Genomic DNA, 25435 nt, shown 5'->3' with positions numbered 1-25435 from the left:
GAAGGACCGCGCGTAGATGACGACCAGCGAAGCCCGCACGCACTGCCCGTACTGCGCGCTGCAATGCGCCATGACCCTGTCGCCGTCGGCGGATGCCCGCGCATCCCTCACCGTCGCGGGTCGCGACTTCCCCACCAACCGTGGAGGTCTGTGCAAGAAGGGCTGGACATCGGCAGAGCTCATCGACTCGCCGCAGCGCATCAGCTCGCCCCTCATGCGTGATGAGAGGGGCGAGTTGGTCGAGACGTCGTGGGAGGAGGCCCTCGACGCGGTCGCGGGCGCGGTGACTCGCAGTCGACGCGAACACGGGGCGGATTCGGTCGGCGTCTTCGGCGGTGGCGGTCTCACGAACGAGAAGGCCTACCAGCTGGGCAAATTCGCTCGCGTCGCCCTCGGAACATCGCGCATCGACTACAACGGACGGTTCTGCATGTCGTCTGCGGCCGCGGCTGGCAACCGGGCTTTCGGTCTCGACCGTGGCCTGCCCTTTCCCCTCGACGATCTCGACAGCGCGTCGACGATCATGATGCTCGGCTCGAATGTGGCCGAGACCATGCCGCCGTTCATCGGGCACCTGGCGGGCGCACGGGCGGCGGGTGGTCTCATCGTCGTCGATCCGCGTCGATCGCCGACCGCCCGTCTCACGGAGGACGGCGGGGGCATGCACGTGCAGCCGACGCCGGGCAGCGATCTGATCCTGCTTCTCGGGCTCACTCACATCGTGATCGCCGAGAAACTGCACGACGCCGAGTATGTCGAGCGCCGCACGACCGGGTTCGACGCTGTCCGCCGGAGCGTCAGTTCGTGGTGGCCCGAGAGGGTGCAGTCCCAGACCGGCGTGCCGGTGCACCAGCTGAGGGCGATCGCGCGTCGTCTCGCCGAGAGCAAGGGCACCTACATCCTGACCGGCAGGGGAGTGGAGCAGCATGCCGACGGAACCGACACCGCGACCGCCGCGATCAATCTGAGCCTCGTGCTCGGGCTCGTGGGCAGTGCGGCCGGAGGCTACGGAACGCTCACGGGCCAGGGCAACGGGCAGGGCGGTCGCGAACACGGCCAGAAGAGCGACCAGCTTCCCGGGTATCGAAAGATCACGGATGCCCGGGCCCGGGCGCATGTCGCGTCGGTCTGGGGCGTCGAGCCAGCGTCCCTCCCGGGACCCGGCTTACCCGCCGTCGAGCTGCTGCAGTCGCTCGGATCCGACGGTGGTGTTCGATGCCTTCTCGTGCACGGCTCGAACGTCGTGGTCTCTGCGCCCGATGTCTCGGCCGTTCGGGCAGGGCTCGCCCGGCTCGACATGCTCGTCGTCTGCGACTTCTTTCTCACCGAGACCGCGTCGCTCGCCGACGTCGTTCTACCGGTCACCCAGTGGGCCGAGGAGGAAGGGACGATGACGAATCTCGAGGGCCGCGTGCTGCGAAGGCGCAGAGCGATAGAGCCTCCCGCGGGCGTGCGCAGCGAACTGTGGATTCTCAGCGAGCTCGCTCGCCGCCTCCGCTCCGCCGGTCGGTTCAGCACCGACGCTCCGACGGTGTTCGACGAGCTGTGCCGGGCGTCCGAGGGAGGGCTCGCCGACTATTCGGGGCTGAGCTACGACGCTCTCGACGACGATTCTGCGCCCGCGTACTGGCCATTTCCGCGGGGGTCGTCGGGCACTCCGCGACTGTTCGTCGACCGTTTCGCTCACGACGACGGTCGGGCCCGGCTCGTGGCGGTGAAGGCGGCGGAGCGGCACGACGCAGCTCAGAAAGACGGTGTCGTCACGCTCATCACGGGTCGCCTGCTCGAGCACTACCAGTCGGGAGCGCAGACGCGTCGCGTACCGGAGCTCCTGACCGCGAAGCCCGAGGCGAGAATGCAGATCCATCCGGCGACGGCCGACCTGCTCGGCATCGACGACGGGTCTCGGGTCGAACTGAGCCGCGGCCAGGCCTCCGTGAGGTGCCGCGCCGAACTGAGCCTCGAGATCCGCCCCGACACCGTCTTCCTACCATTCCACTTCGGTGGTGAGCAGTGCGCGAATCTCCTCACCGAACAGGTGACCGACCCGGTCTCCGGCATGCCCGAGTTCAAGCGCACCAGCGTTCGCATCCGCTCGCTCGCTACCGCATCCGTGCCGGAGGTCGTTTATGTCTGAGTCACCGCTCCGCGTTGTCCTGATCGGGTATGGGCCCGTGGGAGCCCGTCTCGTCGACGAGTTGTTGCCGGCCGTCTCCTCCGGACTCGTCGAGCTCACCGTGGTGGGAGCGGAGACCGACGCCGCATACAACAGGGTGCTCGTCGCCGAACTGGCCGTGGGCCGCGCAGAGCGGGAGAGTCTCGACCTGGCGGACCCTGGTGAGGCGGTCGCGGTCGGCGTGTCCGTGCGCACCGGTGTGTCTGCCGTCTCGATCGAGCGCACTCGGCGCACGGTGACGTTGAGCGACGGCTCGGTTCTGCCGTATGACAGGATCGTGCTCGCGACGGGAGCACGCGCGAACGTGCCCACTCTCGCCGGGGTCACGCGTCTGCGCTACGACCATCGGCGACCGTCCGACGACGCGAGCATGCTCGACTCGGCCGAGGCGCCCCTTCCTCGCGGGGTGACGGCTCTGCGCGATCTCGCCGACGCCGACACCGTGGCCCGCGCGGTTCGCCTCGGCCAGAAGATCCTCGTTCTCGGGGCCGGCGTCCTCGGAATGGAGCTCGCCCTCGCTGCCGCCGAGGCCGGAGCCGAGGTGGGCGTGGTCTACCACGGAGAGATTCCGATGGCACGGCAGCTCGATCGAGGCGCCGGCCTTCTCCTCGCCCGGGCAGCCCGGCACACGTCGGTGAGCATGATCTCGCACTCTCCCGCTGAGAGCGTCATCTTTCGGCAGGACCCCGACGGCGTAGACCGATTCGATGCGCTCGTCTGCGCCGACGGCAAGCAGATCTCCGCTGATCTGCTGGTGCTCAGCTGCGGTGTGGGCGCTCGCAGCGAGCTCGCGCGCCTCTGCGGCCTCGACGTGGCGACGGGGATCCTGGTCGACGAGCGTCTGACGAGCTGGAGCGACGATCGCATCCACGCCATCGGAGACTGCGCGCAGATCGCCACGAGACCGAAGCTCGGCGATTCACAGGCTCCCCCTCGGGGCGCACCCTCCGGACTGATCGGCCCCGGGTGGCGTCAGGCGGACTGGCTTGCCCGATCCCTGATTGCAGCGGCGAGCGGGCTCGAGAGACCCGACCCCCTCGAGGCCGAACGCAGCGCGATGGTCATGCTGAAGGCATCCGGTATCGACGTCGTCGCCGTGGGCGACGTGTCGCGGGAGCCCCTCGACGATCTCGCCGACGACGTGCATGGCGGGGGCGGTGCGCACACGAGCGGATGCCTGCACGAACCGCCGCGGAGGGTGTCGAGCTGGATGGACGCGGAGCACGGCCGCTACGTGAAGATGATCACGCTCGGGGGAGTGCTCGACGCTCTGGTGTGCGTGGGCATGCCACGCGCGGCTGCCGAACTGACGCTGCTCTACGACCGACGCAGCGAGCTGCCGACGGACCGCTCTGTTCTCTTGAGGCACGACGGCCCCGATTTCGACGATGTGTCGGCCGGCGACCTCTTCGCCGAGGACGCGACCGTGTGCTGGTGCAACGCCGTGACCGTCGGCGCCATCGCGACGGCCGCCGACGCCGGACATGCCACCGTGGCGTGCATCGGCAAGGCGACGCGCGCGGGCACCGGATGCGGTGGGTGCCGGGAGCGTATCGCTCAGGTCCTCGAGCGTCAGGCCCTCAGCACGTCGTCGATCTGACCCATCGCGAGCGTCATGCCCTCTTCCATGCCCATCTCGACCAGTTTCTCGAGCTGTTCCAGGCTCACGAACCGGCTCAGCGTGGTCATGCGGGTCTTGCCTCCGACAGAGTCGAGCGTGACGGTGGTCTCGGTGGGCTCGATCGAGTCGACGGGGTCGCCGTTCTCATCGGCGAAGCCGTCTTGGAACTCCAGACGAGTGGGAGCCTCGACCGCCGTGACCAGCCACCATCCGCCCGCCTGCGTGCCATCGGGTCCGGTCATGTAGTACGACGACCGAGATCCGACCGACAGGCTGTGCTGGGTGAAGGTGGCGGGCCAGGTAGGCGGCCCCCACCAGCGTTCCAGCTGGCGCGGGTCCTCCCACACCTGCCAGACCCGATCGACGTCGGCGTCGAACTCGGCGACGAACGTGAGGGTGAGTGCGTCGGTGTCCTTCTCAACGCTGATGACGGTCATGACTGCTCCTTCGGGGTGTCTTCGGCGAGGATCTCGTCGATATGGAGAGCGCGCTGCGCCCAGATCTGTTCGTAGGCCTGTAGCAGCGTCGCTGCACGGCCGATCGTGTCGACGCGGCCGCGCACGAGCTGCTCGCGGCCCCGTCGCTCTTTCGTGACGAGAAGAGCGCGCTCGAGCACCTGCACGTGCTTCTGCACGGCCGCGAAACTCATGTCGTAGTGCTCGGCGAGCGAGGTCACCGAGTGGCCGTCGGTGATGGCTCTGCGCACGATATCGCGCCTCGTCGCATCCGCCAGAGCGTGAAAGATGCGATCGATCTCGTCATTCATCATGTGACCTACAACCGTTTGGTTGTAGATTACCGCCCCGGCCTCGACCAGGCAAGAGCTCGAGCGACTCTAATTGCCGCCGATGCCCGGAACGACGCCGGTATTGCCCTCATCGCCGTCGCCGCCCGCTGGTGGCGTCGTTGTCGGACTGGGCGCCGGCGTGCTGCCAGGGGCTGACGGCGTGGATGTCGGTGCCGGTGTGGCAGTGGGGGAGCCCGGCGGAGAGTCGGAGTTCGACCCCGAGCCGGAACCCGAGCCGGATCCGTAGACGAGGGAGTCCTCGGGATCGGGGAAGTCGGCTGCGGCAGGAAGCACCTCGTCGTTCGCCGTCATCACCGATTTCCAGATGCGGTGACGAACGGTGTACCCCGCGTATCCGTTCGTGTCGACGTCGGTCATCGAGACGTCTCCCGACACGTTGCCGACCCAGACGGCGGTGGCAGCCTTCGTGCTGGCGCCCACCATCCAGGTGTCCTTCTCGTTGTCTGTGGTACCGGTCTTGCCGATGTGCTCGATGTCGTCGCGGGGGTTCGACGCCGTCGCGGTTCCGTTCTGAAGCGGACCCTTCATCGCATAGGCGAGGGTAGCGGCGATCTTCGGATCGAGAGCCTGTGTGCACCCGGCCTGGGGTGGCTGCAGTTCGGCACCCGAGGCATCCACGATGCGGTCGATGGCGATCGGCTTGCAGTAGACGCCGTTGGCCGCGATGCCGGCATAGGCGGCGGCCATCGTGAGAGGCGCGATGGTCTGCGTGCCGATCACATCGGCCAGATCCGACCCGAGTTCGGCGCCGTCGGCACGGTGCACGCCCAGAGCCTGCGCCGTGTTGCGAATCTGGCAGAGGTCGAGCTTCTGGGCCATCGCGAAGAACGCATTGTTCACCGAGTCGGTGAGCGCTGTCTGAACGGATATCGTTCCGGGCCTCTCGCCGCTGTCGTTACTCGGTGAGTAGTCGGGCCCATTCACGTCTGCGCAGGTGTTGGTGAAGTTCGCACGCTTGAAGGTCTGCGGATTGCCGTTGACTCTCTCGTTGAGCGTATGACCCTGCTTCAGCCATTCGGCCAGGGTGAAGACCTTGTAGGTCGAGCCGACCTGGAAGCCGGTCGAGCCGCCGTAGCCCTGATCGGTGTTGTAGTTCAACGACGTGCTGCCCGGATCGGTCGAGTCGCCGGCGACGTAGGTCTTGTTCTGCGCCATCGCCAGGATGCGACCGGTTCCGGGTTCGACGGTGACGATCGTCGATCCCAGGTCGAGTTCGTCGCTCGAGGCCGGAACGTACTCGGTCATCGTCTCGTGGGCGTTGGCCTGGAGATCGGAGTTGAGAGTCGTATAGATCTGGAATCCACCGGTCTTGAAGTTCGACCAGCGTTCGTCGGCGGTGGCGCCGAAGGTGGGGTCGTTCTTGACGATCCAAGTCACGTAATCGCAGAAGTACGCGGCGCCCTCGGCGGCGGCCTGGCACCCCGTCGACGGCTCGGTGATCACGGGGGTGACGGGCGTTGCGACGGCCTCGTCGTGCTGCGCCTGGGTGATCGTGTGCTGCTTGAGCATCGATGCGAGCACGTCGACGTCGCGACGGGCCTTGTTCGCTTCGATGTTGTCGGGCTCGTCGATGCGCAACCCGTTCGGTTCGTTCACGGTGGCGATCAGGCTCGCGGCCTGGGCGACGGTGAGTTGTGCCGCCGTCGTTCCGTAGTAGTAGTTCGCCGCGGCCTCGATGCCGTAGACCGAGCCGCCGAAGTTCGCGATGTTCAGGTAGCCGAGCAGGATCTGGTCTTTGGTGTACTTCTTCTCGAGGCCGATCGCGAGCCGCATCTCGGACAGTTTGCGATCGAGCGATGTATCGGTCGCTTCGGCGTAGGCCTTCTCGCGATCCGACTCGCTGTCGAGGGCCTCGGCTCGCTGCACGAGGATGTTCTTCACGTACTGCATCGTGATGGTCGACGCGCCGCTCTCGACGCCGCCCGACGTCACATTTCGGATCGCCGCACGCAGGGTCGACGTGAGGTCGACGCCGTTGTGCTGGTAGAAGCGCGGATCTTCCGTGGAGACGACGGCGTCTTTCACGGCCGGCGCGATCTCGTCCCAGCCGACCTCTTGACGGTTCTGGTCGAAGACGGTGGCGAGGAGAGTGTTCGTTCCATCGGTGTTCGTGGAGTAGATCTCGGACTTCTGTGCGAGCGCACCGATATCGAGGGTCGAGGGCAGATCCTCGAAGAGTCCCACTGATCGCGAGACGGACGCGCTCGTGAGAGAGACGGCGGGAACGGCCAGCGCGGTGACGAGAACGCCGGCGACGACGCTCGCGCCGAGCAGCTTCAACCAGGGCTTCGCCGCAGACATGAGACGGGACGAGGAATCAGGCATAACAGTTGAGGATACGTTCGCGCACCTCCGAAGCGGCTGAATCGTCGATCGCGTCACATGAAGTCATAGAACTTCCCGCTGGGCGTGACGGGGTAAAGGCTGGGATGCATGACACAGCACTCCTCCGTTCGCGAAGCACAGCAGACCGGCTCTGTCGACTCCCTCAACGAGCATGCAGGGCTCGACGCCGACTCGTTCAAGGCGGTCTTCCGCAATCACCCGGCCGGCGTCGCCGTGATCACGGCCGACGCTGGAGACGGACCGGTGGGCCTGACGGCGACCTCTGTCTTCTCGGTCAGCGCGGAGCCGCCGTTACTCGTGTTCTCGGTGTCGGGGCAGTCCTCGAGCGCGCCGACGATCCTGGCCGCCGATACGGTCATCGTGCACCTCCTCGGGTCGGAACAGCTCGACCTCGCTACGCTCTGCGCCACGAGCGGTATCGACCGCTTCGCCGACACATCGATCTGGGATCGGTTGATCACCGGCGAGCCCTACTTCCCGGCCGCCCAGTCGTGGATTCGGGGCAAGGTCATCGAGCGGATGGATGCCGGTGGCTCGACCGTGATCGCCGTCCACGCGCTGCAGGCGGGCATCTCCGACGGAGTCGACTCGGCCGAGCCCCTCGTGTATCACAATCGCACGTGGCACCGGCTGGGGCGGCACTCTCGCATCGACGGGTAAGCGGCCGACTTCCTCGCCAGTGCGAATAGAGTTGAACGAGAAAGACCTCGTGCAAACCGAAGGAAGTCCTAAAACATAATGAGCGCTCACTACAACCTCGTCGTTCTGGGAGCCGGCCCCGGTGGCTATGTCGCTGCCATCCGTGCCGCGCAGCTCGGGCTCAGCGTCGCCGTCGTCGAAGAGAAGTACTGGGGCGGTGTCTGCCTCAATGTCGGGTGCATCCCCTCGAAGGCCCTGCTCCGCAACGCCGAACTGGCGAACATCTTCGCCACTCAGGCGAACGAGTTCGGAATCTCCGGCGACGTATCGTTCGACTTCGGCGTCGCTTTCGATCGCAGCCGCAAGGTGGCCGACGGGCGCGTCAAGGGCGTGCACTTCTTGATGAAGAAGAACAAGATCACCGAGTACGACGGTCGCGGATCGTTCAACGACAGCCACTCGCTGACCGTCGCCAAGTCAGACGGCACGGCCGAGCAGATCACGTTCGACAACGCGATCATCGCCACGGGATCGACCGTTCGCCTGCTGCCCGGTGTGACCCTCAGCGACAACGTCGTCACCTATGAGAGCCAGATCCTGACCCGGGAGCTGCCCAAGTCGATGGTCATCGTCGGCGCCGGTGCCATCGGCATGGAGTTCGCCTACATTCTGCGCAACTACGGCGTCGAGATCACGATCATCGAGTTCCTCGACCGTGCTCTCCCGAACGAAGACGCCGATGTGTCGAAGGAGATCGCGAAGCAGTACAAGAAGCTCGGCGTCACCCTCCTCACGTCGACCAAGGTCGAGAGCATCATCGACAACGGCTCCTCCGTTGCGGTCTCCTACACGGCCAAAGACGGCACGCAGGGATCGATGGAGGTCGACAAGGTCATGATGTCGATCGGTTTCGCGCCCCGGGTCGAGGGCTTCGGACTCGACAAGACCGGCGTGCAGCTCACCGAACGCGGAGCGATCGCGATCGACGATCACATGCGCACGAACGTTCCCAACATCTACGCCATCGGCGATGTCACGGCGAAGCTGCAGCTTGCCCACGTCGCCGAGGCGCAGGGAGTCGTCGCCGCAGAGACGATGGCCGGAGCAGAGACCCAGACACTGGGCGACTACCGCAACATGCCGCGGGCCACGTTCTGCCAGCCGCAGGTTGCGAGCTTCGGTCTCACCGAGCAGCAGGCACGCGACGAGGGGCACGACGTGCTCGTCTCGACCTTCCCGATGACCGCCAACGGCAAGGCACACGGGCTCGGCGAGCCGGCCGGATTCGTCAAGCTGGTCGCAGACGCGAAGTACGGCGAGCTGCTGGGTGGCCACATGGTCGGTCACGATGTGTCCGAGCTTCTGCCCGAGCTCACGCTGGCTCAGATGTGGGACCTGACGGCCACGGAGTTGGCGCGCAACGTGCACACGCACCCGACGCTGAGCGAGGCTCTGCAGGAGGCCTTCCACGGTCTCAAGGGGCACATGATCAACCTGTAAGTCTCTCAAGAAGGGGCGGCACGGGCGTCAGATGCCCGTGCCGCCCTCCCAGAGGTGTTCGGACGTGCCGCTGATCAACGAGGCCACGCTCATAGCCTGGCTGTCGGTGAGCGACGCGATGTAGTCGACGATGCCTCGCCCCCGCCCGCGGGAGATGAGGCTCTCGTCGTCTGTAGCGCCGCGCAGAAGTTCAGGCGTGTCGGACCGGAGCCTGAAGTACCCGGCCGTCGCTACCTGAACGAGTTCGACGAGTCGGCGCGGGGCACGTGCGGCGTCGTCTTCGTCTGAGAGCCACGCGCGGAACCCCTCGACCAGAGTCTCGAGCACCCGGCCCTGCCCTCGCTGATACGTAGCGAGGTCGGGGCGTTCGAGTACGAAGCGCGTGTGCACGAATTTTAGAACGACGACGTCGTGCCACGCCTGCTGGCCGAGTCGCACGTGGGCGCTTCTCACATGCGGTGTGCGGTCGACGACGATGGACCGCTGAAGCCTGTTGATCCAGCTGCGGGTGAACGACGAGATCGCCCGCTCCGCTCCCATCGAGCCGTCGAACGGAACCGACAGCAGGCCGTCGCCGAGGTCTTCGCTGACTCTCTGCACGGCGGCCCTGAATGCATCGTCCGACGCGATCCACGCGTCTCGGGCATGGATGCGACGCCGCACCAACTCGAGGGCGTGCCCGGGTGTGCGGGCGCTCGCCTCGAGCGACTGCTCGTCGAGACGCGACAGCGCGGCCTGGTCGCGCAGCCAGCTGCGCAGTTCGGCGGAAACCGACGCCTGCTGCAGCACGCCCGCGCGGTAGAAATCGTCGAGATCATGGATCGAGTAGGCGATGTCGTCGGCGATGTCCATGACCGAGCACTCGACCGTCTGGCGCCACTCACCGATGTTCGGAAACGCTCTCTGCGCCTCGCGAAGCTCCTCGACGTCGAGTGTGTAGGCCGAGAACTTGTCGGCTCCGCCGTTACGCTGTGAGCCCACACCCCGGGGCATGCCATCGGGCATGTCAGTGCGTACGCGCGACTGCCATTCGGCGCGCAGCCACGGGTACTTGAGCACACCCGCCCGCACAGCCGCGGTGAGGTTGAGGCCCTGCTCGGTCGCGTCGCAGGCGTCGAGCTCGGTGAGGATGCGGAAGGTCTGCGCGTTACCCTCGAAGCCCTCCGAGAGACCGAGGCGCTCGCGGGCGAGTCGGTCGAGCACCTGTTCGCCGAGGTGTCCGAACGGTGGGTGGCCCAGGTCGTGGGCGCTGGCGGCCGCCTGCACGACCACGGGGTCGCATCCGCCGAGCTGCCGCACCAGAGCACCTGTCTCGCCCCGGTCTTGCTCGAGCATCACGGCGATCGACCGCGCAACGGCAGTGACCTTGACGGAGTGGGTGAGCCGGTTGTGGATCACCGGACCGGCTCCCGCCTGCGAGATGACCTGGGTCACGGCCGAGAGTCGCGAGAAGTAGGGCGAGAATCGGATGCGCTCGAGGTCGACCCTGAAGTCGGGCTGCGGCTCGATGCGTTCGATATCGTCGAGCCGCTCGGGAATGCGACGACGAACGCGCGCCTCGGAGGTGTTCTGCAGTGCGTCTGCGATGCTCATCTGACCGAGATTACATCTGCAGGGCGAGAGCAAAGGGCAACACGGGGCCCGAGCCGTGCCGTCGAAGTTCGCGCCCGGCCACCGTCATCGTCCAGCGGCTGTCGACGAGGTCGTCGACGAGAAGCACGGGTCTGCCGGCCAGCACGTCGAGCTCGGACGCCATCTGCTCGGAGACCTCGAAACGCTGCCAGACCGACGAGAGTCGATAGACGCTGTTGCCGCCCGGAGCGCCATCGGGACCGGCGCCTACCAACTCGAGTGAACCGAGATGGGGGAGTCGGCCGAGCTGGGACAGACCCTCGGCGATGGAGCGCACGAGCGCTGGCCGCCGCCTCGATGGCATGCTCACGATTGCAGCCGGTCGCTCGCTCCACGGCCACTCGCCCAATACCTTCGCGCAGGCTTGGATGAGCGCCGCGGTTGCGGGCTCATCGTGCGATCCGGCCGCGAACAGGTGCCGTAGCGTGCCTCCCCACCCGAGGTCGGTGAGCCTGGCCAGAGCCCGGCCCGGCTCGACGCGCTCGTCGGTCGCGATGCGCCCCTTCACAGCCACTCCGCGCTCCGATGCCCCGGTCGGCCATTGCGTTCGCGGCTCGATGACCGCGCCCACTCTCTGCAGAGCGGTCTCTGCCGTCGCCTGGTCGCCGGTCGAGACCGAGCTGTCGTACCACGCCGTGGTACACCTGTCGCAGCGGCCGCACGGCGCCGCTGTCGGATCGTCGAGCGCCCGCTGCAGGAACTCCATGCGGCACCCCGTAGTGGTCTCGTAGTCGAGCATCGACTGCTGCTCGGCCACACGCTCCGCAGCGATTCGCTCGTAGCGCTCGGCGTCGTAGACCCACGGATTGCCGGTGGACCGCCAGCCTCCCTGCACCTTCGACACGGCGCCGTCGACGTCGAGGACCTTGAGCAGCAGCTCGAGAGGCGTGCGGCGCAGGTCGACCAGCGCCTCGAGTGCGGGGGTCGACAGCGGGCCGGATTCGGCGTCGAGAGCGTCGAGAACGGCGCGCGCCCGTCTGTCGTCAGGCATGGATGCCGTGGCGAAGTAGTGCCAGATCTCAGGATCTTCTCGTCCGGGCAGGAGCAGGACATCAGCATTGTCGGTGGCGCGCCCTGCGCGACCGACCTGCTGGTAGTAGGCCACGGGTGACGACGGTGCTCCGAGATGGATGACGAAACCGAGGTCGGGTTTGTCGAATCCCATTCCGAGCGCGCTCGTGGCGACGAGAGCCTTGACCTCGTTGTTCTTGAGTTTCGCCTCTGCCGCCTCTCGATCGGCTGGATCGGTGCGGCCTGTATAGGCGAGGACCTCGTGGCCGGCCTCGCGGAGAAGACGCGCCGTATCTTCGGCTGCAGAGACGGTGAGCGCGTAGATGATTCCGCTGCCCTGCATCTCGCCGAGGTGGGTCAGCAGCCAGCCGAGACGAGCTTTCGAGTCGGGCAGCCTGAGTGCTCCGAGCCGGAGCGATGCGCGCGCGAGCGGGCCACGGATCGTCACGACCGTGTTCGCCTGCGGCCCGTGTGTGTCGACACTGAGCTGCTCTGCTACGTCGGCCACCACGCGGGAGTTCGCGGTCGCCGTGGTGGCGAGAACGGGAACACCGGACGGGAGTTCGGCGATGAGCGTGCGCAGACGCCGGTAGTCGGGGCGAAAATCGTGACCCCAGTCGGAGATGCAGTGTGCCTCGTCGACGACGAGGAGGCCGGTGCGGCGAACGAGTTCGGGCAGTTGCTCGTCGCGGAAGCGGGGATTGTTGAGCCGTTCGGGCGAGACGAGCAGAACGTCGATCTCGTTCTTGGCGAGCCGCTCTTTGATCGACTCCCATTCGTGGGTGTTGGCGGAGTTGAGACTGGCCGCTGTGACGCCCGCTCGTGCGGCAGCCGCAACTTGATCGCGCATCAGGGCGAGCAGGGGAGACACCAGAATGGTGGGCCCGGCACCCTGCTGACGGAGGAGGAGGGTGGCGATGAAGTACACGGCGGACTTGCCCCATCCGGTGCGCTGCACGACGAGGGCGCGGCTGCGGTCGGTGACCAGGGCGTCGATGGCCTCGCGCTGCCCCTCGTGGAACTCGGCGTCGGGGCGGCCGACGAGGGATCGCAGAATGTCGGTCGCGGTCTGCTGCGGTGGCAAGTTCATGTCTCGAGCCTGCCATCCACCGCCGACGCCGGTCGACACTCAGGGTGTTGTGAGTCGAAACGATGTAACCTCGCGCCTGTGCAGAACCGTCCGCTCGCTCACCTTGTCGCGGTCTTCCTCGGGGGAGTCGTCGGGAGTGCCTTGCGTCTCAGCCTCGATCTGGCGATCCCGCACGCCGATCAGCAGTTCCCCGTCGACACCCTGCTGATCAACACGGTCGGATCGTTCGTGCTCGGTTGGCTCACTGCCGGCCTGTTCCGCCGCGGTGTGTCGACGATCGTCAAGGCGGCCGTGGGTCCAGGCCTTCTGGGGTCGTTCACGACCTTCTCCGCGGTGATCCTCGCCCTCGTGCTGCTCACGGTGTCGGGTCCGAATCAGCTAATCCTCGCCGTCGTATACCTCGGGGTGACGCTGGTTCTGGGTCTCGGCGCAGCGTTCCTCGGGCTCCGTCTGGGTGAGCGACACGATCGACGTCGTCGAGCCGAGGAGCCCACGAGATGACGCCTCTTCTCGCTCTCGTGGTCGTCGTCTCCGGCGGCGTGGCCGCGATCGTCCGCTACTCGATCAGCACCTTCACCGCTTCGCGCCCGGCCGGGTCGGCGCTCCGTCGCTTTCCCTGGGCCGTGCTTGTCGTGAACGCGGCAGGCTCAGCTCTGGCTGGCTGCGCCGCCGGGCTCGCCGCGGGCTCGGCCCTGACGGCGGATGTACGCCTCGTTCTCATCACCGGTGTCGCGGGGGGTCTCACGACCTTCAGCACGTTCAGTGTCGAGACGGTCGATCTCCTTCGCTCCGGTCGATGGTCCACCGCCGTCGTGTCGTGTCTCGGCAATCTCGTGGTGGGCCTCGCGCTCGCCGTCGCCGGTTACGTGGTGGGTGTACTGCTCTCGTCGTGAGCTGGAGCTCGCACGAACCTGACCCATATCCAGATCGCGACACAGGTGGCAGCGAAGGTCAGTGCTGCCAGGCCGAAGACGATGAGGCCGGCGCCGCCGCCCAGACCCTCTAGCGCCGATGACAGAACACCGGCGAGCAGCGTGAAGCCCACCAGGGCCAGCACTGACCAGACGATGGGTTTCCAGCGCAGAATGTGCCGTCCGGGCAGATCGGCTATCGGAAGCAGCAGTATCGCGGCTCCACCGAGCGATGCCAGCGCGACGGTGTTGACGAACTCGGCCAGAAAGGCTCCCGCGGTGCCCGTTCCGGCGCCGGCCGCTATCGACCCCGAGATCAGGAAGGCCGTGGTGCCCACGGCGAGCAGGGCGCCGATCTGGAGCACAGCAAGGCGGCCCCGTGCTCGACGCGAGGCAGGAAGGGACAGCGCGAGACCGAAGACGATGCCGAACACGAGCGCGGGATCGAGATCGAGAACGCGCGACAGAATGGTCGCTCCGACGGAGATGAGAAGGAAAAGAGGGCGAAGCCGCACGCCGACGGTGACGTCGAAGATGCTCCGCGCCAGCATCTTCGGCACGAGTACCGCCACGATGTTCACCACGAGGACGCCCAGTATGACGGCGACGAGGAGTCGCAGGTAGGCGGGTTCGTCGGTGACGGGTGCGCTGAGCACCGTGATGGTGGCGCTGGCGACAAGGGCGAACGCGCTGGTCACCCGAGCGTTCCACGGCACGGTGGGCGCGGTGTCGTATTCCTGATAGCGCGATCGGTTGCGACCGGTGAGTCTGCCGATGCCGGCCGAGCGAGGCTCCGGCTCCGCACGCAGGCCGCGCAGGGTGCCCGCGAGGAGTCGCGCCGGCACCGCAAGCAGCGCAACCATCGCCAGTCCCATTCCGAGTGCGAGGGTCCAGTCGATCGAGCCCGCGGTTCCGAAGGCCGGCTGCATGCCGGCGCTGAATCGAGTCGACGCCGACCATCCGCCCGACGAGGTCGCGGGCGGAGCATCCGTCGTCGCTCCCGGCGGCGCCTGCTGCTGCGGGGCCGCCGCCGCGGGGTCGCCGTCGGAGATCGACGGCAGGGGTGTCGACGTGGGCGACGGTCGGGTGGCACTCGGGGTGGGCTGCTCGGTTGGCGTCGGCGTCGTCGGCGCACCGACGAAGGCCACCGCCACACGGCTGCTCTCGGCGCTGATGTTGCCCGCCGCGTCTTGCTGGATGGCCGACACCTCGTAGGTACCCGCATCGATTGCGGCCGAGGTGCACGACCAGCGTCCGCCCTCGACGCCTGACTGGCAGAGGGAGTGCGGGCCGGCGAAGAGCGTCACGGTGGCGCCGTCTTCGCCACCACCCGAGAACGAGGCACCGGATGCCGCAACGGAGCCGGCCGGGATGCTCACGCTCGGAGGGGCGGGTGCGTCGACATCGATCGTGAGGGTGCTCGCTCGGCTCGACGACGACGAGCGACCTCCGCTCCACGGCGCGACCTGACTGGCCGTCAGTTGATAGGACCCGCTCGCGAGACCCTTGGGCAGAGCGCAGAACCACGCTCCCGTGGAATCCACCGTCGCGGTGCAGGACACGGGGCCGACGACGGCCGTCACCGTGGCCCCGGGAAAACCCTCGCCCAGGACCGTTCCGTTGGAGACGAGGCCGTTGCCCGCGGAGCCCGCGGTCGGCGCATTCAAAACAGAGACAGTGACGCTCGTTTCCGCCGACTGCGCGGCGACGGTTTGAACCGCTCGCACCGTCGTCGAGGGAGACGAGGGGAGTGACACCTCGCACGACCATGTTCCCGCGGGTGTGGTCACGACACTGCACAGCGGTTGGCCGCCGTCACTGGAGTAGAGGTCGATACCGCTTGCCGGCTCAGCCGTACCGCTGAACGAGATGTTGTCTCCGACCAGCGAGGATGCCGCAGGTCTGTCGATGACTGGCGATGCCACCGCGGTCGAGTCCGGAGTCGGCGCCGGCTCGACGGGGGTGGTGGGCGCCGGGGCCGGCGGCGGATCGGTCTCCGTGGCGACAGCGGCACCACCCGGGGCCATGAAGACGGCGGCAAGAAGGCACAGGCCGAAAAGAGCCGATGCCGTCGACGATGCTGCAGCACGACGGCGCCGTGCTGCTGACAGGGGTGTTCCGGGCAAGTGGGTCACGTACCTCCCATTTAGGGGTCTCGTGTGCGCGAAGTCAAAGTCTGTTGCGTTCGCATGAGCCGTCGGTCGAAAAGAATTCACACGCCCGAAACGCCTCCCGCGCCATACTGGGCACGAGTGGGACGATCGACCCACTCGGCGAAGGAGCGAAACGATGCCCAGGATGTCGGCACAGGAGCGTCGCGTCGAGCTCGTCGCCGCTGCCTTCAGGGTGGTCGCCGCCCGTGGGGTCGGAGCGGCGAGTGTGCGAGCCATCTGCCAGGAGGCGGGAATGGCCCTGGCCAGCTTTCACTACGCCTTCGAGTCGCGAGACGCGTTGATGGCCGAGTTGGTCAGCGTCGTCGTCGAAGCCGAACGGCGTGCCATGCTCCCACCCCTCACCCCGGGAGAGACCTTTCGAGACACTGTGCGGCTCGGTCTCGAACGCTACCTGCAGCACTTGCGCTCCGATCCGCAGAGGGAGAAGGCCATGCTCGAGCTCACCCAGTACGCCCTGAGATCCCCGTCTCTCGAGGTCGTGGCCTCGAGACAGTACGAGCGATATCACGCGCTGGCCCAAGACGCCCTCGCGACGGCGGCCGAGCGCTGGAACATGACCTGGACGATCCCCGTCGACGAGATAGCTCGCATCCTCGTGGTGGTCACCGACGGCGTCACGATGTCGTGGCTGGTGACCCGCGACGACGCCGCGGCAGCGCGAGCGCTCGATTTCGCGGCCGACTCCGTCGTCGGGTTGGCGGTCGCCGCATGAGCACGACGGATGCCGCCGCGAGCGTGTTCGCCGAGCCGGTGCGCCGGGTCGGGGGTGGTTGGATCGCACTCTTCGCGGCAGCCTGGCTCGGCGTGTGGATGGCGCAGCTCACCCCGGTGCAGCTGCTGCTGCCCGTGCAGATCGAGCAACGCCTGGGCGCAGCGACCTGGGTCGACAACGTCGTCGCCTTCGGCGTCATCTCGGGAATCGCGGGCGTGGCGGCATTCATCACCTTTCCCGTCACCGGACTCCTGTCGGATCGCACGACCTCGCGCTTCGGGCGCAGGCGCCCCTGGATCGCTGCGGGAGCGGGACTGTTCGCCCTCTCGCTGCTCCTTCTGGGTCTGCAGGAGGGCTTCGTCGGCATAGGCGTCTGCTGGACCCTGGCGATCATCGGGTTCTGCATGCTCACCGCGGCCCTCACCGCGACCATCTCGGACAGAGTCCCTGTCGGGCAGCGCGGTTTCGTGTCTGGCTGGATCTCGGCCCCGCAGGCCATCGGTACGATCCTCGGCCTCGTTCTGGTCGTCACGCTCTTCACGGGTCAGTTCGCCGGCTATGCCGCGATGGCGGTGCTGCTCATCGTCCTGGTTGCTCCGTTTCTGATCTTCGGGCGCGATCAGGTCTTGACGGTCGAGGCAGCCCGACGCATTCCTCGCGGACGGCTGCTCGACGAGCTGTGGATCAGCCCCCGGCGCTATCCGGACTTCGGGTGGACCCTGCTCGGCCGCGTGCTGGTGAACACGGGCAACGCGCTCGGCACGACTCTGCTGCTCTACTTTCTGATGTACGGACTGGATGACAAGAACGCCGAAGACGACCTGATCGTCTTGACGATGATCTACATGGTCTTCGTCGTGCTCTCCTCTCTAGGAGCCGGGGCGCTCAGCGACAGGCTCGGCAGACGCCGCGTCTTCGTCTTCGTCTCGTCATCGCTCCAGGCGGTCGCCGCGCTCCTTCTGGCGTTCGTGCCCGAGCTCTCGGTGGCCATGGTGGCGGCCGGCCTGCTGGGCGCGGGCTACGGATGCTTTCTCAGCGTCGATCAGGCGCTCGCGACCCAGGTGCTTCCCGACCCGGCGACCCGCGGAAAAGACCTCGGCATCATGAACATCGCCACCGCCGTGCCCCAGGCGATGGCACCCCTGCTCGGTGCTGCCGTGGTCGCCTGGCTCGGAGGCTTCCAAGGCCTCTTCATTCTCTCTGCCCTCTTCGCCTTCGGCGGCGCACTGGCCGTCGCCCGCATCAGATCTGTGAGGTAGCCCATGATCCCCCCTCTTCTCCGCTCCACGGCAGAGCCCTGGCGCACTCCCTCGACGTGGTGGCCTCGTCTCGATGCGGCCACGGCGCATCTCGAGACCCCGCTCGCCGCGGTCAGCCTCGAAGCGTTCGCCCACAACGCCTTCGACATGACCGACCGGGCCGCCGGAAAGACGATTCGTGTCGCATCCAAGTCGGTGCGCATCCGGTCGCTCGTCGACGCCGTGCTGGCTCTCGACGGCTACGCGGGGATCCTCGCCTACACCCTTCCCGAAGCTCTCTGGCTGGCCGAGACCGTCGACGACGTCGTCGTGGGCTATCCGAGCGTCGATGTGACGGCGATTCGCGAGCTTGCCTCCAGCCCAGAGCTGTCCGCCCGGGTCACCCTGATGATCGACAGCCTCGACCACCTCGACTTCATCGACGAGGTCGCGCCTCCGGGCACACGCGAGAACCTGCGGCTGTGCCTCGAGATCGACATGTCTTTCGTCACGAAAGCCCTCGGCCACGTTGGCGTCTGGCGCTCGCCCGTGCGAGAGGTCGCCGAGGCGCGGCGTATCGCCGAGGCGGTGGCTCGACGCCGCGGCTTCACGCTGGTGGGAATCATGGGGTACGAGGCCCAGATCGCCGGGGTCGGAAACCGGCCGAAGGGCAATCCTGCGCGTGCGGTCGTGCTGGATTGGATGCAGAAGCAGTCGGTGGCCGAGCTCACCGACAGGCGGGGCGCCATCGTCGAGGCCGTCGGGCACGTCAATCCGCTCGAGTTCGTGAACGGCGGTGGCACGGGGTCGCTCGAGAGCACGTCGGCGGATGCGTCGGTGACGGAGATCGCCGCGGGCTCCGGCCTGCTGGGCGGGCACCTCTTCGACACCTACTCCCGGTTCAAGCCGGCTCCGGCGGCGGCCTTCGCCCTGTCCGTCGTCCGCAAGCCGACGCCTCGCATGGCGACGCTCCTCGGCGGCGGCTGGATCGCATCCGGACCCCCGCAGAAAGACCGCACCCCCGAGATCGTCTGGCCCCAGGGCCTCGAATTGCAGGCGCGCGAGATGGCGGGAGAGGTGCAGTCTCCGGTCTCCGGCGCGCTCGCGGCCGATCTGCGCATCGGTGATCGGGCCTGGTTGCGACACACGAAGTCGGGCGAGCTCGCCGAACACGTCGCCGAGGTCGCGATCGTCTCGGGCGACGAGGTGATGGCCATGGTTCCGAGCTACCGAGGCGAAGGGAAGTCCTTCCTGTGACCGCGAGCGGCGCCGTCTGGCGCAATTGGAGCCGCACAGAAGAGGTACGCCCACGCCGCGTCGAGCGTCCGACGAGCGCCGGAGCCGTGCAGCGAGCCGTCGTCGCCGCGGCGCGCTCGGGAATGCCGATCAAAGCCGTGGGAGCGGGCCACAGTTTCACCGGCATCGCCGTCGCTCCCGGCGTGCAACTCGACCTGACCGCGCTCACCGGCCTCATCGGAGTCGACGCCGAGCGCAAGCGGGTGACGCTGGCGGCGGGCACCCGACTCTTCGACATCCCGGCCCTCATCGAGCCTCTCGGCCTGGCGATGCCCAACCTCGGCGACATCGACCGACAGAGCATCAGCGGCGCGATCTCGACGGGAACCCATGGCACGGGCGCTGACTTCACCGGCATCGCCGGCCAGGTGCGGGGAGCCGTCATCGTCACGGGCGACGGCAGCCTGCTGCGCATCTCCGAGACCGAGAACTCCGAGCTTCTCCCCGCCGTCGCCCTGGGGCTCGGCGCCCTGGGCATCCTCGTCGAGGTCACTCTGCAGTGCGTCGACTGCTTCGTGTTGCACGCCCGCGAGCGCCCTCTTCCGTTAGATATGCTGCTCGACGCCGAACCCGGCGGCGAGGGTTCGCTCGCGGATCGCGTGCGCTCGAGTGATCATTTCGAGTTCTACTGGTTCCCTCACACGCGTACCGCTGTCTCCAAGACGAATACCCGGCTGCCGGCGACTGCGAGACTCGCTCCGCTGAAACCCCTGGCGCACTGGTTCGAAGACGTGGCTCTGACCAACGGTGTCTACCGGGCGACCTGTGCCGCTGCCGTCGCGGCCCCCGCGATCGTTCCGCGTGTCAACGGATTGGCCGAACGTCTGATGGGCAACCGCGAGTTCACCGACCGCTCGCACCGCGTCTTCGCCACGAGGCGCACCGTGCGCTTTCGCGAGATGGAATACGCGATCCCCGCAGAGGCCGTGCCCGACGCGCTCCGCGACGTCATGAAGCTCATCGCCGACCGCGGATGGCGCATCTCGTTTCCCATCGAGGTGCGCTTCGCCCGGGGTGACGACCTGTGGATGTCGACCGCGCACGGCAGAGACAGCGGCTACATCGCGGTGCATCGCTACTACCGAGAAGATCCCACGGAGTACTTTGCGGCGGTCGAGCAGATCATGCTCGGCTACGAAGGACGCCCGCACTGGGGCAAGATGCATACGAGGCAGTCAGACGATCTGCGTGCGATGTATCCGCACTTCGACGACTTTCTCGCCGTGCGCGATCGACTCGATCCCCAGCGCGTCTTCGCGAACCCCTACCTGAATCGAGTACTCGGAGAATGACGAGCAGAGCCACGCGGTTCCCCAGCGCCGAGACCCTCGCCGCCGAGCTGCCCCGCGACTTCGTGCTGGGCGTCGCGACGAGCGCCTTCCAGATCGAGGGCGCCACCCGCGAGGGCGGGCGCGGGGCTTCGACGTGGGACGTCTTCACCCACCAGGCCGGCCGTATTCGCGGCGCGGCGACCGCGGATGTCGCGACCGACCACATCCACCGACTCGGCGACGACCTCGACCTGGTGCGCGATCTGGGGGTGGATGCCTATCGCTTCTCGATCTCGTGGCCGCGGGTTCAGCCGGGCGGCTCGGGTCGACTGAACGAACACGGCGTCGCGTTCTACGACCGTCTTCTCGATCGGTTGCTCGCCGACGGCATCAGCCCGATGGCGACGCTGTTCCACTGGGACACGCCACTCGAACTGGCCGGCGGGTGGAGATCACGCGACACCGCACGCCGTCTGGGCGAGCTCGCCTTTCTGCTGGGCGAGCGGTTCGGCGACCGCGTCGATCGCTGGGTCACGATCAACGAGCCGGCCACAGTGATGCTCAACGGCTACGCGTTGGGAATCCATGCTCCGGGGGAGACCCTGCTGTTCGACGCGCTTCCGGTGGCCCACAACCTGCTTCTCGGTCACGGCTACGCCGTCGAGGGTCTGCGGGGAGCGGATGTCGCAGGCGCCGTCGGCATCACGAACGTGCACACCCCCACGACGCCGGCGACGTCGTCCGACGACGACACCGCCTTCGCGTGGCTGTTCGACGCGCTGCACAACCGCATCTTCGCCGACCCCGTGCTGCTCGGGCACTATACCGAGCCGCTCGACGACTTCGCGTCGGTGTTCGCGCCGCTGATCGAGGTCGACTCGCGCGATCTCGCGATCATCTCGCAGCCCATCGATTTCTACGGCCTCAACTACTACTTCCCCACGCGTATCGCCGCGGGCGCCGGCCGTGCGGTCGCGCCCGATGGGGAGTCCGAGGCCATGGCATCGCTGCCTTTCCACCTCGCGCCCTGGCCCGAGTTTCCCAGCACGGGTTTCGGCTGGCCGGTCGCGCCGGAGTTTCTCGAGACGACACTGGGGGAGATGGTCGAGCGCTACGGTTCGGCGCTTCCGCCCGTCTTCATCACCGAGGGGGGAGCGAGCTTCCCGGAGTCGCTCCTTCTCGACGAGCGCACCGGCGAACGGGTCGTCTCCGATCCCAGGCGCATCGACTATCTCGCTCGCCATCTTGAGGCGGCTCTGCACTCGACCGCGCCGGGCGGTATCGCCGAATCCGTCGACCTGAGGGGCTATTTCGTCTGGACTCTGCTCGACAACTTCGAGTGGGCGGCGGGGTACAGCCAGCGGTTCGGGCTCGTGCACGTCGACTTCGCAACCCAAGAGCGAACGCCGAAGGATTCGTTCCGCTGGATGCAGGCGCTCGCGGGGGATCGCAGACGCTAGGCGCCTAGGATGGCGGGCATGGCTCCCCGCATCAGAGCACCCCGGTCGCTTCGCGGTCGCGCGGGAATCTGGCTCGGCGACTATGCGTATGCGCTGCGGGCAGAGAGTCGGAGTGCTCGTGCGCGGACCGACCCTGTTCCGTTCGAGACGGGGCACGAGCGCCCTGTTCTCCTCGTTCCCGGCGTCTACGAGCGCTGGGAGTATCTACTTCCGGTCGCTCAGGCACTCAACGAACACGGCCATCCGTGCTTCATCGTTCCGGAACTGCAGCGCAATAGCATCCCGATTCCCCAAGCCGCTCGTCTCGCAGGGGCGCTTCTGCGCGAGCGTGATCTCAGCGATGCGGTCATCGTGGCGCACAGCAAGGGCGGTCTGATCGGCAAGCATGTGCTCGCCTTCGACGATCCGGATGGGCGCGTCGCTGGGGTCGTCGCGATCGCATCGCCGTTTCAGGGCTCCAGCCTCTCGAGACTGCCGCTCACCAAGCCGCTCCGCGAGTTCGCTCCGGGCCAGGGCAGCATCGCCACCCTCGCGGCCGAGAAGATGATCAACGAGCACATCGTCTCGATCTACCCCTACTACGACACTCATATCCCGAGTGGCAGCGAACTGGCGGGCGCGACCAACATCGCGCTGCCTCTGAGCGGCCACTTCAGGGTGCTCGCTGAGCCTATGGTGATCGCCGAGACGGTGCGCGCGGTGGCGGCTCTCCCGCACAGGTAGACGCGATCCTCGTGCGCCCGCTCAGTCTCTGAGAGCTTGCTCCACAGAGAACGGGGTCTGCTGAGCGCTGGCTTATAGTAAACGCTATGGAATGGCTTATCCCGGTAATCGTCGTCGTTGTTCTCGTAGCCATCATCGGTATCTACCTGTGGGCCACGTACAACTCGCTCGTGACGCTGAAGGTACGCGTCGACGAGGCCTGGAGCGACATCACGGTTCAGCTGAAGCGCCGTGCCGATCTCATTCCCAACCTCATCGAGAGCGTCAAGGGATACGCCGCGCATGAGAAGGGCGTCTTCGAGGCGGTCACGGCCGCGCGGGCCGAGACACTGCAGGCGCAGGGCCCGGTCGACGCGTCCGTCGCGGAAACCCACATGCAGACGGCACTCAAGAGCATCTTCGCTGTCGCCGAGGCCTACCCTCAGCTCCAGGCCAGCCAGAACTTCCTGCAGCTGCAGGCCGAACTCGTCGACACCGAAGACAAGGTGCAGGCGTCGCGCCGTTTCTACAACGGTGGCGTACGCGAACTCAACACGAAGATCCGCGTCTTTCCGAACAACATCTTCGCCAAGAGGCTCGGTTTCACCGAGCGCGACTTCTTCGAGGTGGCCGACCTCGCCGCCATCGCAGAGCCGCCGCGCGTGCAGTTCTAGCCTCGGGGCGAGGGCTGAATGTATCGGGCGATAGCCAAGAACAAACGCAACACCGTCTTCATCATCCTCATCTTCTTGGGCATCATCGGAGGTCTGGGGTACCTGGCCAGCGCGATCTACCAGAACACGACGATCGTGATCATCACGGTGGTCGCCGCCATCGCTTACGCGCTCTTCCAGTACTTCTTCGCCAGCAGCCAAGCGATCATGTCGAGCGGTGCCGTGCGCATCGAGAAGGCCGACAATCCTCGCCTCTGGCGCATCGTCGAGAACCTCTCGATCACCACGGGCACGCCGATGCCGGCCGTGTACATCGTGCCCGATCCCGCACCCAATGCGTTCGCGACGGGGCGTGACCCGCAGCATGCCAGTGTGGCAGCTACCACCGGGCTGCTCGACATCATGACCGACGCCGAGCTCGAGGGCGTGATGGCGCATGAACTGGGCCACGTTCGCAATTACGACATCAGGGTGTCGATGATCGTTTTCGGCCTCGTCGTGGCCGTGGGCTTCATCGCCGACATGTTCCTGCGCTTCGCCTTCTTCGGCGGAGGCCGTAACAACAACAGCAACGGCGGAGGCGGTGGCAATCCCATCGTCCTCGTTCTGGGGCTTGTCGCCATGCTCGTCGCGCCGCTCGTGGCCGGGCTCGTTCAGGCGGCGGTGTCGCGCCAGCGCGAGTATCTCGCCGACGCGACAGGAGCGCTCACCACGCGGCATCCGGATGCTCTGGCCAGCGCCCTCGAGAAGCTGGCGGCCTACGGGCGGCCCATGCAGAAACAGTCATCGTCGATGTCGCACATGTGGATCGCCGACCCGCTCAAGCCGGGGATGCTCACGCGCCTGTTCAGCACGCACCCGCCCATCGTCGACCGTGTCGCGCGTCTGGAGAAGATCGGCGGCGAGTTCTAGTCCGCCAGCTCGGCGGCGAGCGCCGCTGACAGATTGCCCTTCGGCGACACGTCGATGGAGTCGAGGCCCTGCCACTGCATCGTCTGACGCAAGACCGACGCCAGGCGCGGCGCGGTCTCGTCGGGGGCGCCGTCTTCGGCCCACGCCGCGCGCACCCGAAGCACCCTCGCCTGTCGATCGTTCTTGAGGTCGACTCTGCCCACGACCCGGTCGTCGATGAGCACCGGCAGCACGTAGTAGCCGAATACCCGCTTGGGCTCTGGTGTGTAGATCTCGATGCGGTAATGGAAATCGAAGAGACGTAGTGCTCTGGACCGCGCCCAGACCACGGGGTCGAACGGAGAGAGAATCGCGGCGGCGTCGATGCGACGCGGCAGTCGCGCGTCGCGGTGCAGCCAGGCGGGCTTCGCCCATGCGTCGATCGTGACCGGCACGAGCTCGCCCGCCTCTTCGAGCTGACGGATGGCGGGAACGGCGTCGACGGCCTTCAAACGGAAATAGTCGGCGATATCGTCTGCCGTGCCCACGCCGTGGGCCCGGGCAGAGATGGAGACGAGGCGGCGCATCGCTTCGTCGCGAGGAACGTGCAGGTCGCGGATATCGGCGGGAAGCACCTGCTCGGGCAGGGCGTAGACGCGCTCGAATCGGGTTCGACCCGCGCTGACCACATCGCCCCAACGGAAGAGAGTCTCGAGCCCCCGCTTGACGTCGGACCAGCCCCACCACGAACCGCTGCGCGTGTTCGAGTCGTGCTCGATCTCGCTCGCGCGCATCGGGCCCTTGGCGGCCAACTCGGCGAGCAGCCACTGGGTCATCGGCCTGTTCGCAGAAAACCACGAATCGTCGTCGGCCTCGGCGCGGTCGCGATGCTCCTGCTGCCGCCAGCGCAGGAGAGGCAGCGTGTCGACGGGAATGAACGACGCCTCGTGCGCCCAGTACTCGGTGATGCGGGGCGAGTACGTGACGCGGTCGAGCTGCGCTTTGTCATAGCTGCCGAGTCGGGCGAAGACCGGCAGGTAGTGGCTTCGCTCGAAGACGTTGACCGAATCGATCTGCAGAAGACCGAGGCGGTCGATCAACGCGCCGATCTGGCGCACGCCGGGGACGACGTCTGTGGACGGACGACCGAAGCCCTGCGCGGCCAGTGCGACGCGGCGGGCGAGAGCGGGAGACAGCGACTGAGCCATGTTCTCGAGCGTACCCACGCACCTGCGACATCGAGACATACGCCGTTCACCTTCGCGATGCCCGGCGGTCGCGTC

General features: G+C 67.0%; 21 protein-coding genes. 14 read left to right on the top strand and 7 right to left on the bottom strand.

Features of this window, described 5'->3' with window-relative positions; translation table 11 throughout:
* Positions 1 to 16: 16 nt before the first annotated feature.
* Both CCK87_RS08760 and CCK87_RS08755 read left to right on the top strand, forming a co-directional pair.
* The gene (locus CCK87_RS08760; protein WP_086461001.1) at positions 17 to 2137 is read left to right on the top strand and encodes a molybdopterin oxidoreductase family protein; all 2121 of its coding nucleotides are present in this window, start codon (positions 17 to 19) and stop codon (positions 2135 to 2137) included.
* The gene (locus CCK87_RS08755; protein WP_086461000.1) at positions 2130 to 3776 is read left to right on the top strand and encodes an FAD-dependent oxidoreductase; all 1647 of its coding nucleotides are present in this window, start codon (positions 2130 to 2132) and stop codon (positions 3774 to 3776) included. Before CCK87_RS08760 ends, CCK87_RS08755 begins: the two co-directional genes overlap by 8 nt.
* Here CCK87_RS08755 and CCK87_RS08750 read toward each other — a convergent pair.
* The 3 genes from CCK87_RS08750 to CCK87_RS08740 form a co-directional block, all read right to left on the bottom strand.
* Positions 3749 to 4234: an SRPBCC domain-containing protein gene (locus CCK87_RS08750; protein WP_086460999.1), complete on the bottom strand. Its 486-nt coding sequence runs from the start codon at positions 4232 to 4234 to the stop codon at positions 3749 to 3751. The two genes, CCK87_RS08755 and CCK87_RS08750, sit on opposite strands and share 28 nt — an antisense overlap.
* Positions 4231 to 4566: a helix-turn-helix domain-containing protein gene (locus tag CCK87_RS08745; protein ID WP_086460998.1), complete on the bottom strand. Its 336-nt coding sequence runs from the start codon at positions 4564 to 4566 to the stop codon at positions 4231 to 4233. The genes CCK87_RS08750 and CCK87_RS08745 overlap by 4 nt, the downstream gene beginning before the upstream one ends.
* A gap of 66 nt (positions 4567 to 4632) precedes the next feature.
* The gene (locus CCK87_RS08740) at positions 4633 to 6930 is read right to left on the bottom strand and encodes a transglycosylase domain-containing protein (protein WP_086460997.1); all 2298 of its coding nucleotides are present in this window, start codon (positions 6928 to 6930) and stop codon (positions 4633 to 4635) included.
* 108 nt (positions 6931 to 7038) lie between these two features.
* Here CCK87_RS08740 and CCK87_RS08735 point away from each other — a divergent pair, with 108 nt between their 5' ends.
* Both CCK87_RS08735 and lpdA read left to right on the top strand, forming a co-directional pair.
* Positions 7039 to 7611 carry a flavin reductase family protein gene (locus CCK87_RS08735; protein ID WP_086460996.1) on the top strand — a complete coding sequence of 191 codons (573 nt, stop codon included), beginning with the start codon at positions 7039 to 7041 and terminating at the stop codon, positions 7609 to 7611.
* Between the two features lie 78 nt (positions 7612 to 7689).
* Positions 7690 to 9090, top strand: a complete 1401-nt coding sequence (gene lpdA / locus CCK87_RS08730) for a dihydrolipoyl dehydrogenase (protein ID WP_086460995.1) — start codon at positions 7690 to 7692, stop codon at positions 9088 to 9090.
* Between the two features lie 27 nt (positions 9091 to 9117).
* On the opposite strand, the gene dgt is transcribed toward lpdA, so the two are convergent.
* Both dgt and CCK87_RS08720 read right to left on the bottom strand, forming a co-directional pair.
* Entirely contained in the window at positions 9118 to 10683 is a 1566-nt protein-coding gene (dgt, locus tag CCK87_RS08725) for a dGTP triphosphohydrolase (protein WP_086460994.1), read from the bottom strand.
* A 10-nt stretch (positions 10684 to 10693) separates the two neighbouring features.
* Positions 10694 to 12823: a RecQ family ATP-dependent DNA helicase gene (locus CCK87_RS08720; protein ID WP_086461253.1), complete on the bottom strand. Its 2130-nt coding sequence runs from the start codon at positions 12821 to 12823 to the stop codon at positions 10694 to 10696.
* Between the two features lie 78 nt (positions 12824 to 12901).
* Between CCK87_RS08720 and CCK87_RS08715 the strand changes: the two genes are divergently transcribed.
* Positions 12902 to 13324 carry a CrcB family protein gene (locus CCK87_RS08715; RefSeq protein WP_086460993.1) on the top strand — a complete coding sequence of 141 codons (423 nt, stop codon included), beginning with the start codon at positions 12902 to 12904 and terminating at the stop codon, positions 13322 to 13324.
* Positions 13321 to 13716 carry a CrcB family protein gene (locus CCK87_RS08710; protein ID WP_086460992.1) on the top strand — a complete coding sequence of 132 codons (396 nt, stop codon included), beginning with the start codon at positions 13321 to 13323 and terminating at the stop codon, positions 13714 to 13716. Before CCK87_RS08715 ends, CCK87_RS08710 begins: the two co-directional genes overlap by 4 nt.
* Here CCK87_RS08710 and CCK87_RS08705 read toward each other — a convergent pair.
* Complete coding sequence (locus CCK87_RS08705) at positions 13686 to 15869, bottom strand: Ig-like domain-containing protein (protein ID WP_086460991.1); 2184 nt, start codon at positions 15867 to 15869, stop codon at positions 13686 to 13688. The genes CCK87_RS08710 and CCK87_RS08705 overlap by 31 nt on opposite strands.
* Positions 15870 to 16023: 154 nt before the next feature.
* Between CCK87_RS08705 and CCK87_RS08700 the strand changes: the two genes are divergently transcribed.
* From CCK87_RS08700 to CCK87_RS08665, 8 genes are all read left to right on the top strand, one after another.
* Positions 16024 to 16620: a TetR family transcriptional regulator gene (locus tag CCK87_RS08700; RefSeq protein WP_086460990.1), complete on the top strand. Its 597-nt coding sequence runs from the start codon at positions 16024 to 16026 to the stop codon at positions 16618 to 16620.
* Positions 16617 to 17879, top strand: a complete 1263-nt coding sequence (locus CCK87_RS08695) for an MFS transporter (protein ID WP_086460989.1) — start codon at positions 16617 to 16619, stop codon at positions 17877 to 17879. The genes CCK87_RS08700 and CCK87_RS08695 overlap by 4 nt, the downstream gene beginning before the upstream one ends.
* Before the next feature lie 3 nt (positions 17880 to 17882).
* A complete protein-coding gene (locus CCK87_RS08690; RefSeq protein ID WP_086460988.1) occupies positions 17883 to 19115 on the top strand; it encodes an alanine racemase in 1233 nt (410 codons plus the stop codon).
* Positions 19112 to 20446, top strand: a complete 1335-nt coding sequence (locus CCK87_RS08685) for a D-arabinono-1,4-lactone oxidase (RefSeq protein WP_086460987.1) — start codon at positions 19112 to 19114, stop codon at positions 20444 to 20446. Before CCK87_RS08690 ends, CCK87_RS08685 begins: the two co-directional genes overlap by 4 nt.
* Entirely contained in the window at positions 20443 to 21885 is a 1443-nt protein-coding gene (locus CCK87_RS08680; protein ID WP_086460986.1) for a family 1 glycosylhydrolase, read from the top strand. The genes CCK87_RS08685 and CCK87_RS08680 overlap by 4 nt, the downstream gene beginning before the upstream one ends.
* Positions 21886 to 21903: 18 nt before the next feature.
* On the top strand, positions 21904 to 22608 hold the full coding sequence (locus tag CCK87_RS08675; protein WP_086460985.1) for a hypothetical protein: 705 nt from the start codon (positions 21904 to 21906) through the stop codon (positions 22606 to 22608).
* An 86-nt stretch (positions 22609 to 22694) separates the two neighbouring features.
* Positions 22695 to 23261, top strand: coding sequence for a LemA family protein (locus tag CCK87_RS08670; RefSeq protein WP_086460984.1), 567 nt, complete (start codon positions 22695 to 22697; stop codon positions 23259 to 23261).
* 18 nt (positions 23262 to 23279) lie between these two features.
* Positions 23280 to 24173 (top strand): M48 family metallopeptidase, encoded by an 894-nt coding sequence (locus CCK87_RS08665; protein ID WP_086460983.1) that lies wholly within the window; start codon positions 23280 to 23282, stop codon positions 24171 to 24173.
* Here the strand turns inward: CCK87_RS08665 and CCK87_RS08660 are convergent.
* Positions 24170 to 25360, bottom strand: a complete 1191-nt coding sequence (locus CCK87_RS08660; RefSeq protein ID WP_086461252.1) for a crosslink repair DNA glycosylase YcaQ family protein — start codon at positions 25358 to 25360, stop codon at positions 24170 to 24172. The two genes, CCK87_RS08665 and CCK87_RS08660, sit on opposite strands and share 4 nt — an antisense overlap.
* Positions 25361 to 25435: the final 75 nt, after the last annotated feature.

This window comes from Agreia sp. VKM Ac-1783 (assembly GCF_900177765.1).
Taxonomy (GTDB): Bacteria; Actinomycetota; Actinomycetes; order Actinomycetales; family Microbacteriaceae; genus Agreia.
The sequence above is the reverse complement of the archived record's forward strand: the minus strand, read 5'-3'. Positions and strand labels throughout refer to the sequence as shown.

Bases quoted from the DNA above. Each gene is read 5' to 3' on its own strand.
- CCK87_RS08745 (WP_086460998.1), bottom strand. From the start codon at position 4,566: ATGATGAATGACGAGATCGATCGCATCTTTCACGCTCTGGCGGATGCG.
- CCK87_RS08670 (WP_086460984.1), top strand. From the start codon at position 22,695: ATGGAATGGCTTATCCCGGTAATCGTCGTCGTTGTTCTCGTAGCCATC.
- CCK87_RS08735 (WP_086460996.1), top strand. From the start codon at position 7,039: ATGACACAGCACTCCTCCGTTCGCGAAGCACAGCAGACCGGCTCTGTC.
- CCK87_RS08740 (WP_086460997.1), bottom strand. From the start codon at position 6,930: ATGCCTGATTCCTCGTCCCGTCTCATGTCTGCGGCGAAGCCCTGGTTG.
- dgt (WP_086460994.1), bottom strand. From the start codon at position 10,683: ATGAGCATCGCAGACGCACTGCAGAACACCTCCGAGGCGCGCGTTCGT.
- CCK87_RS08710 (WP_086460992.1), top strand. From the start codon at position 13,321: ATGACGCCTCTTCTCGCTCTCGTGGTCGTCGTCTCCGGCGGCGTGGCC.
- CCK87_RS08690 (WP_086460988.1), top strand. From the start codon at position 17,883: ATGATCCCCCCTCTTCTCCGCTCCACGGCAGAGCCCTGGCGCACTCCC.
- CCK87_RS08755 (WP_086461000.1), top strand. From the start codon at position 2,130: ATGTCTGAGTCACCGCTCCGCGTTGTCCTGATCGGGTATGGGCCCGTG.
- CCK87_RS08680 (WP_086460986.1), top strand. From the start codon at position 20,443: ATGACGAGCAGAGCCACGCGGTTCCCCAGCGCCGAGACCCTCGCCGCC.
- CCK87_RS08660 (WP_086461252.1), bottom strand. From the start codon at position 25,360: ATGGCTCAGTCGCTGTCTCCCGCTCTCGCCCGCCGCGTCGCACTGGCC.
- CCK87_RS08750 (WP_086460999.1), bottom strand. From the start codon at position 4,234: ATGACCGTCATCAGCGTTGAGAAGGACACCGACGCACTCACCCTCACG.
- CCK87_RS08760 (WP_086461001.1), top strand. From the start codon at position 17: ATGACGACCAGCGAAGCCCGCACGCACTGCCCGTACTGCGCGCTGCAA.
- lpdA (WP_086460995.1), top strand. From the start codon at position 7,690: ATGAGCGCTCACTACAACCTCGTCGTTCTGGGAGCCGGCCCCGGTGGC.
- CCK87_RS08665 (WP_086460983.1), top strand. From the start codon at position 23,280: ATGTATCGGGCGATAGCCAAGAACAAACGCAACACCGTCTTCATCATC.
- CCK87_RS08695 (WP_086460989.1), top strand. From the start codon at position 16,617: ATGAGCACGACGGATGCCGCCGCGAGCGTGTTCGCCGAGCCGGTGCGC.
- CCK87_RS08700 (WP_086460990.1), top strand. From the start codon at position 16,024: ATGCCCAGGATGTCGGCACAGGAGCGTCGCGTCGAGCTCGTCGCCGCT.
- CCK87_RS08720 (WP_086461253.1), bottom strand. From the start codon at position 12,823: ATGAACTTGCCACCGCAGCAGACCGCGACCGACATTCTGCGATCCCTC.
- CCK87_RS08675 (WP_086460985.1), top strand. From the start codon at position 21,904: ATGGCTCCCCGCATCAGAGCACCCCGGTCGCTTCGCGGTCGCGCGGGA.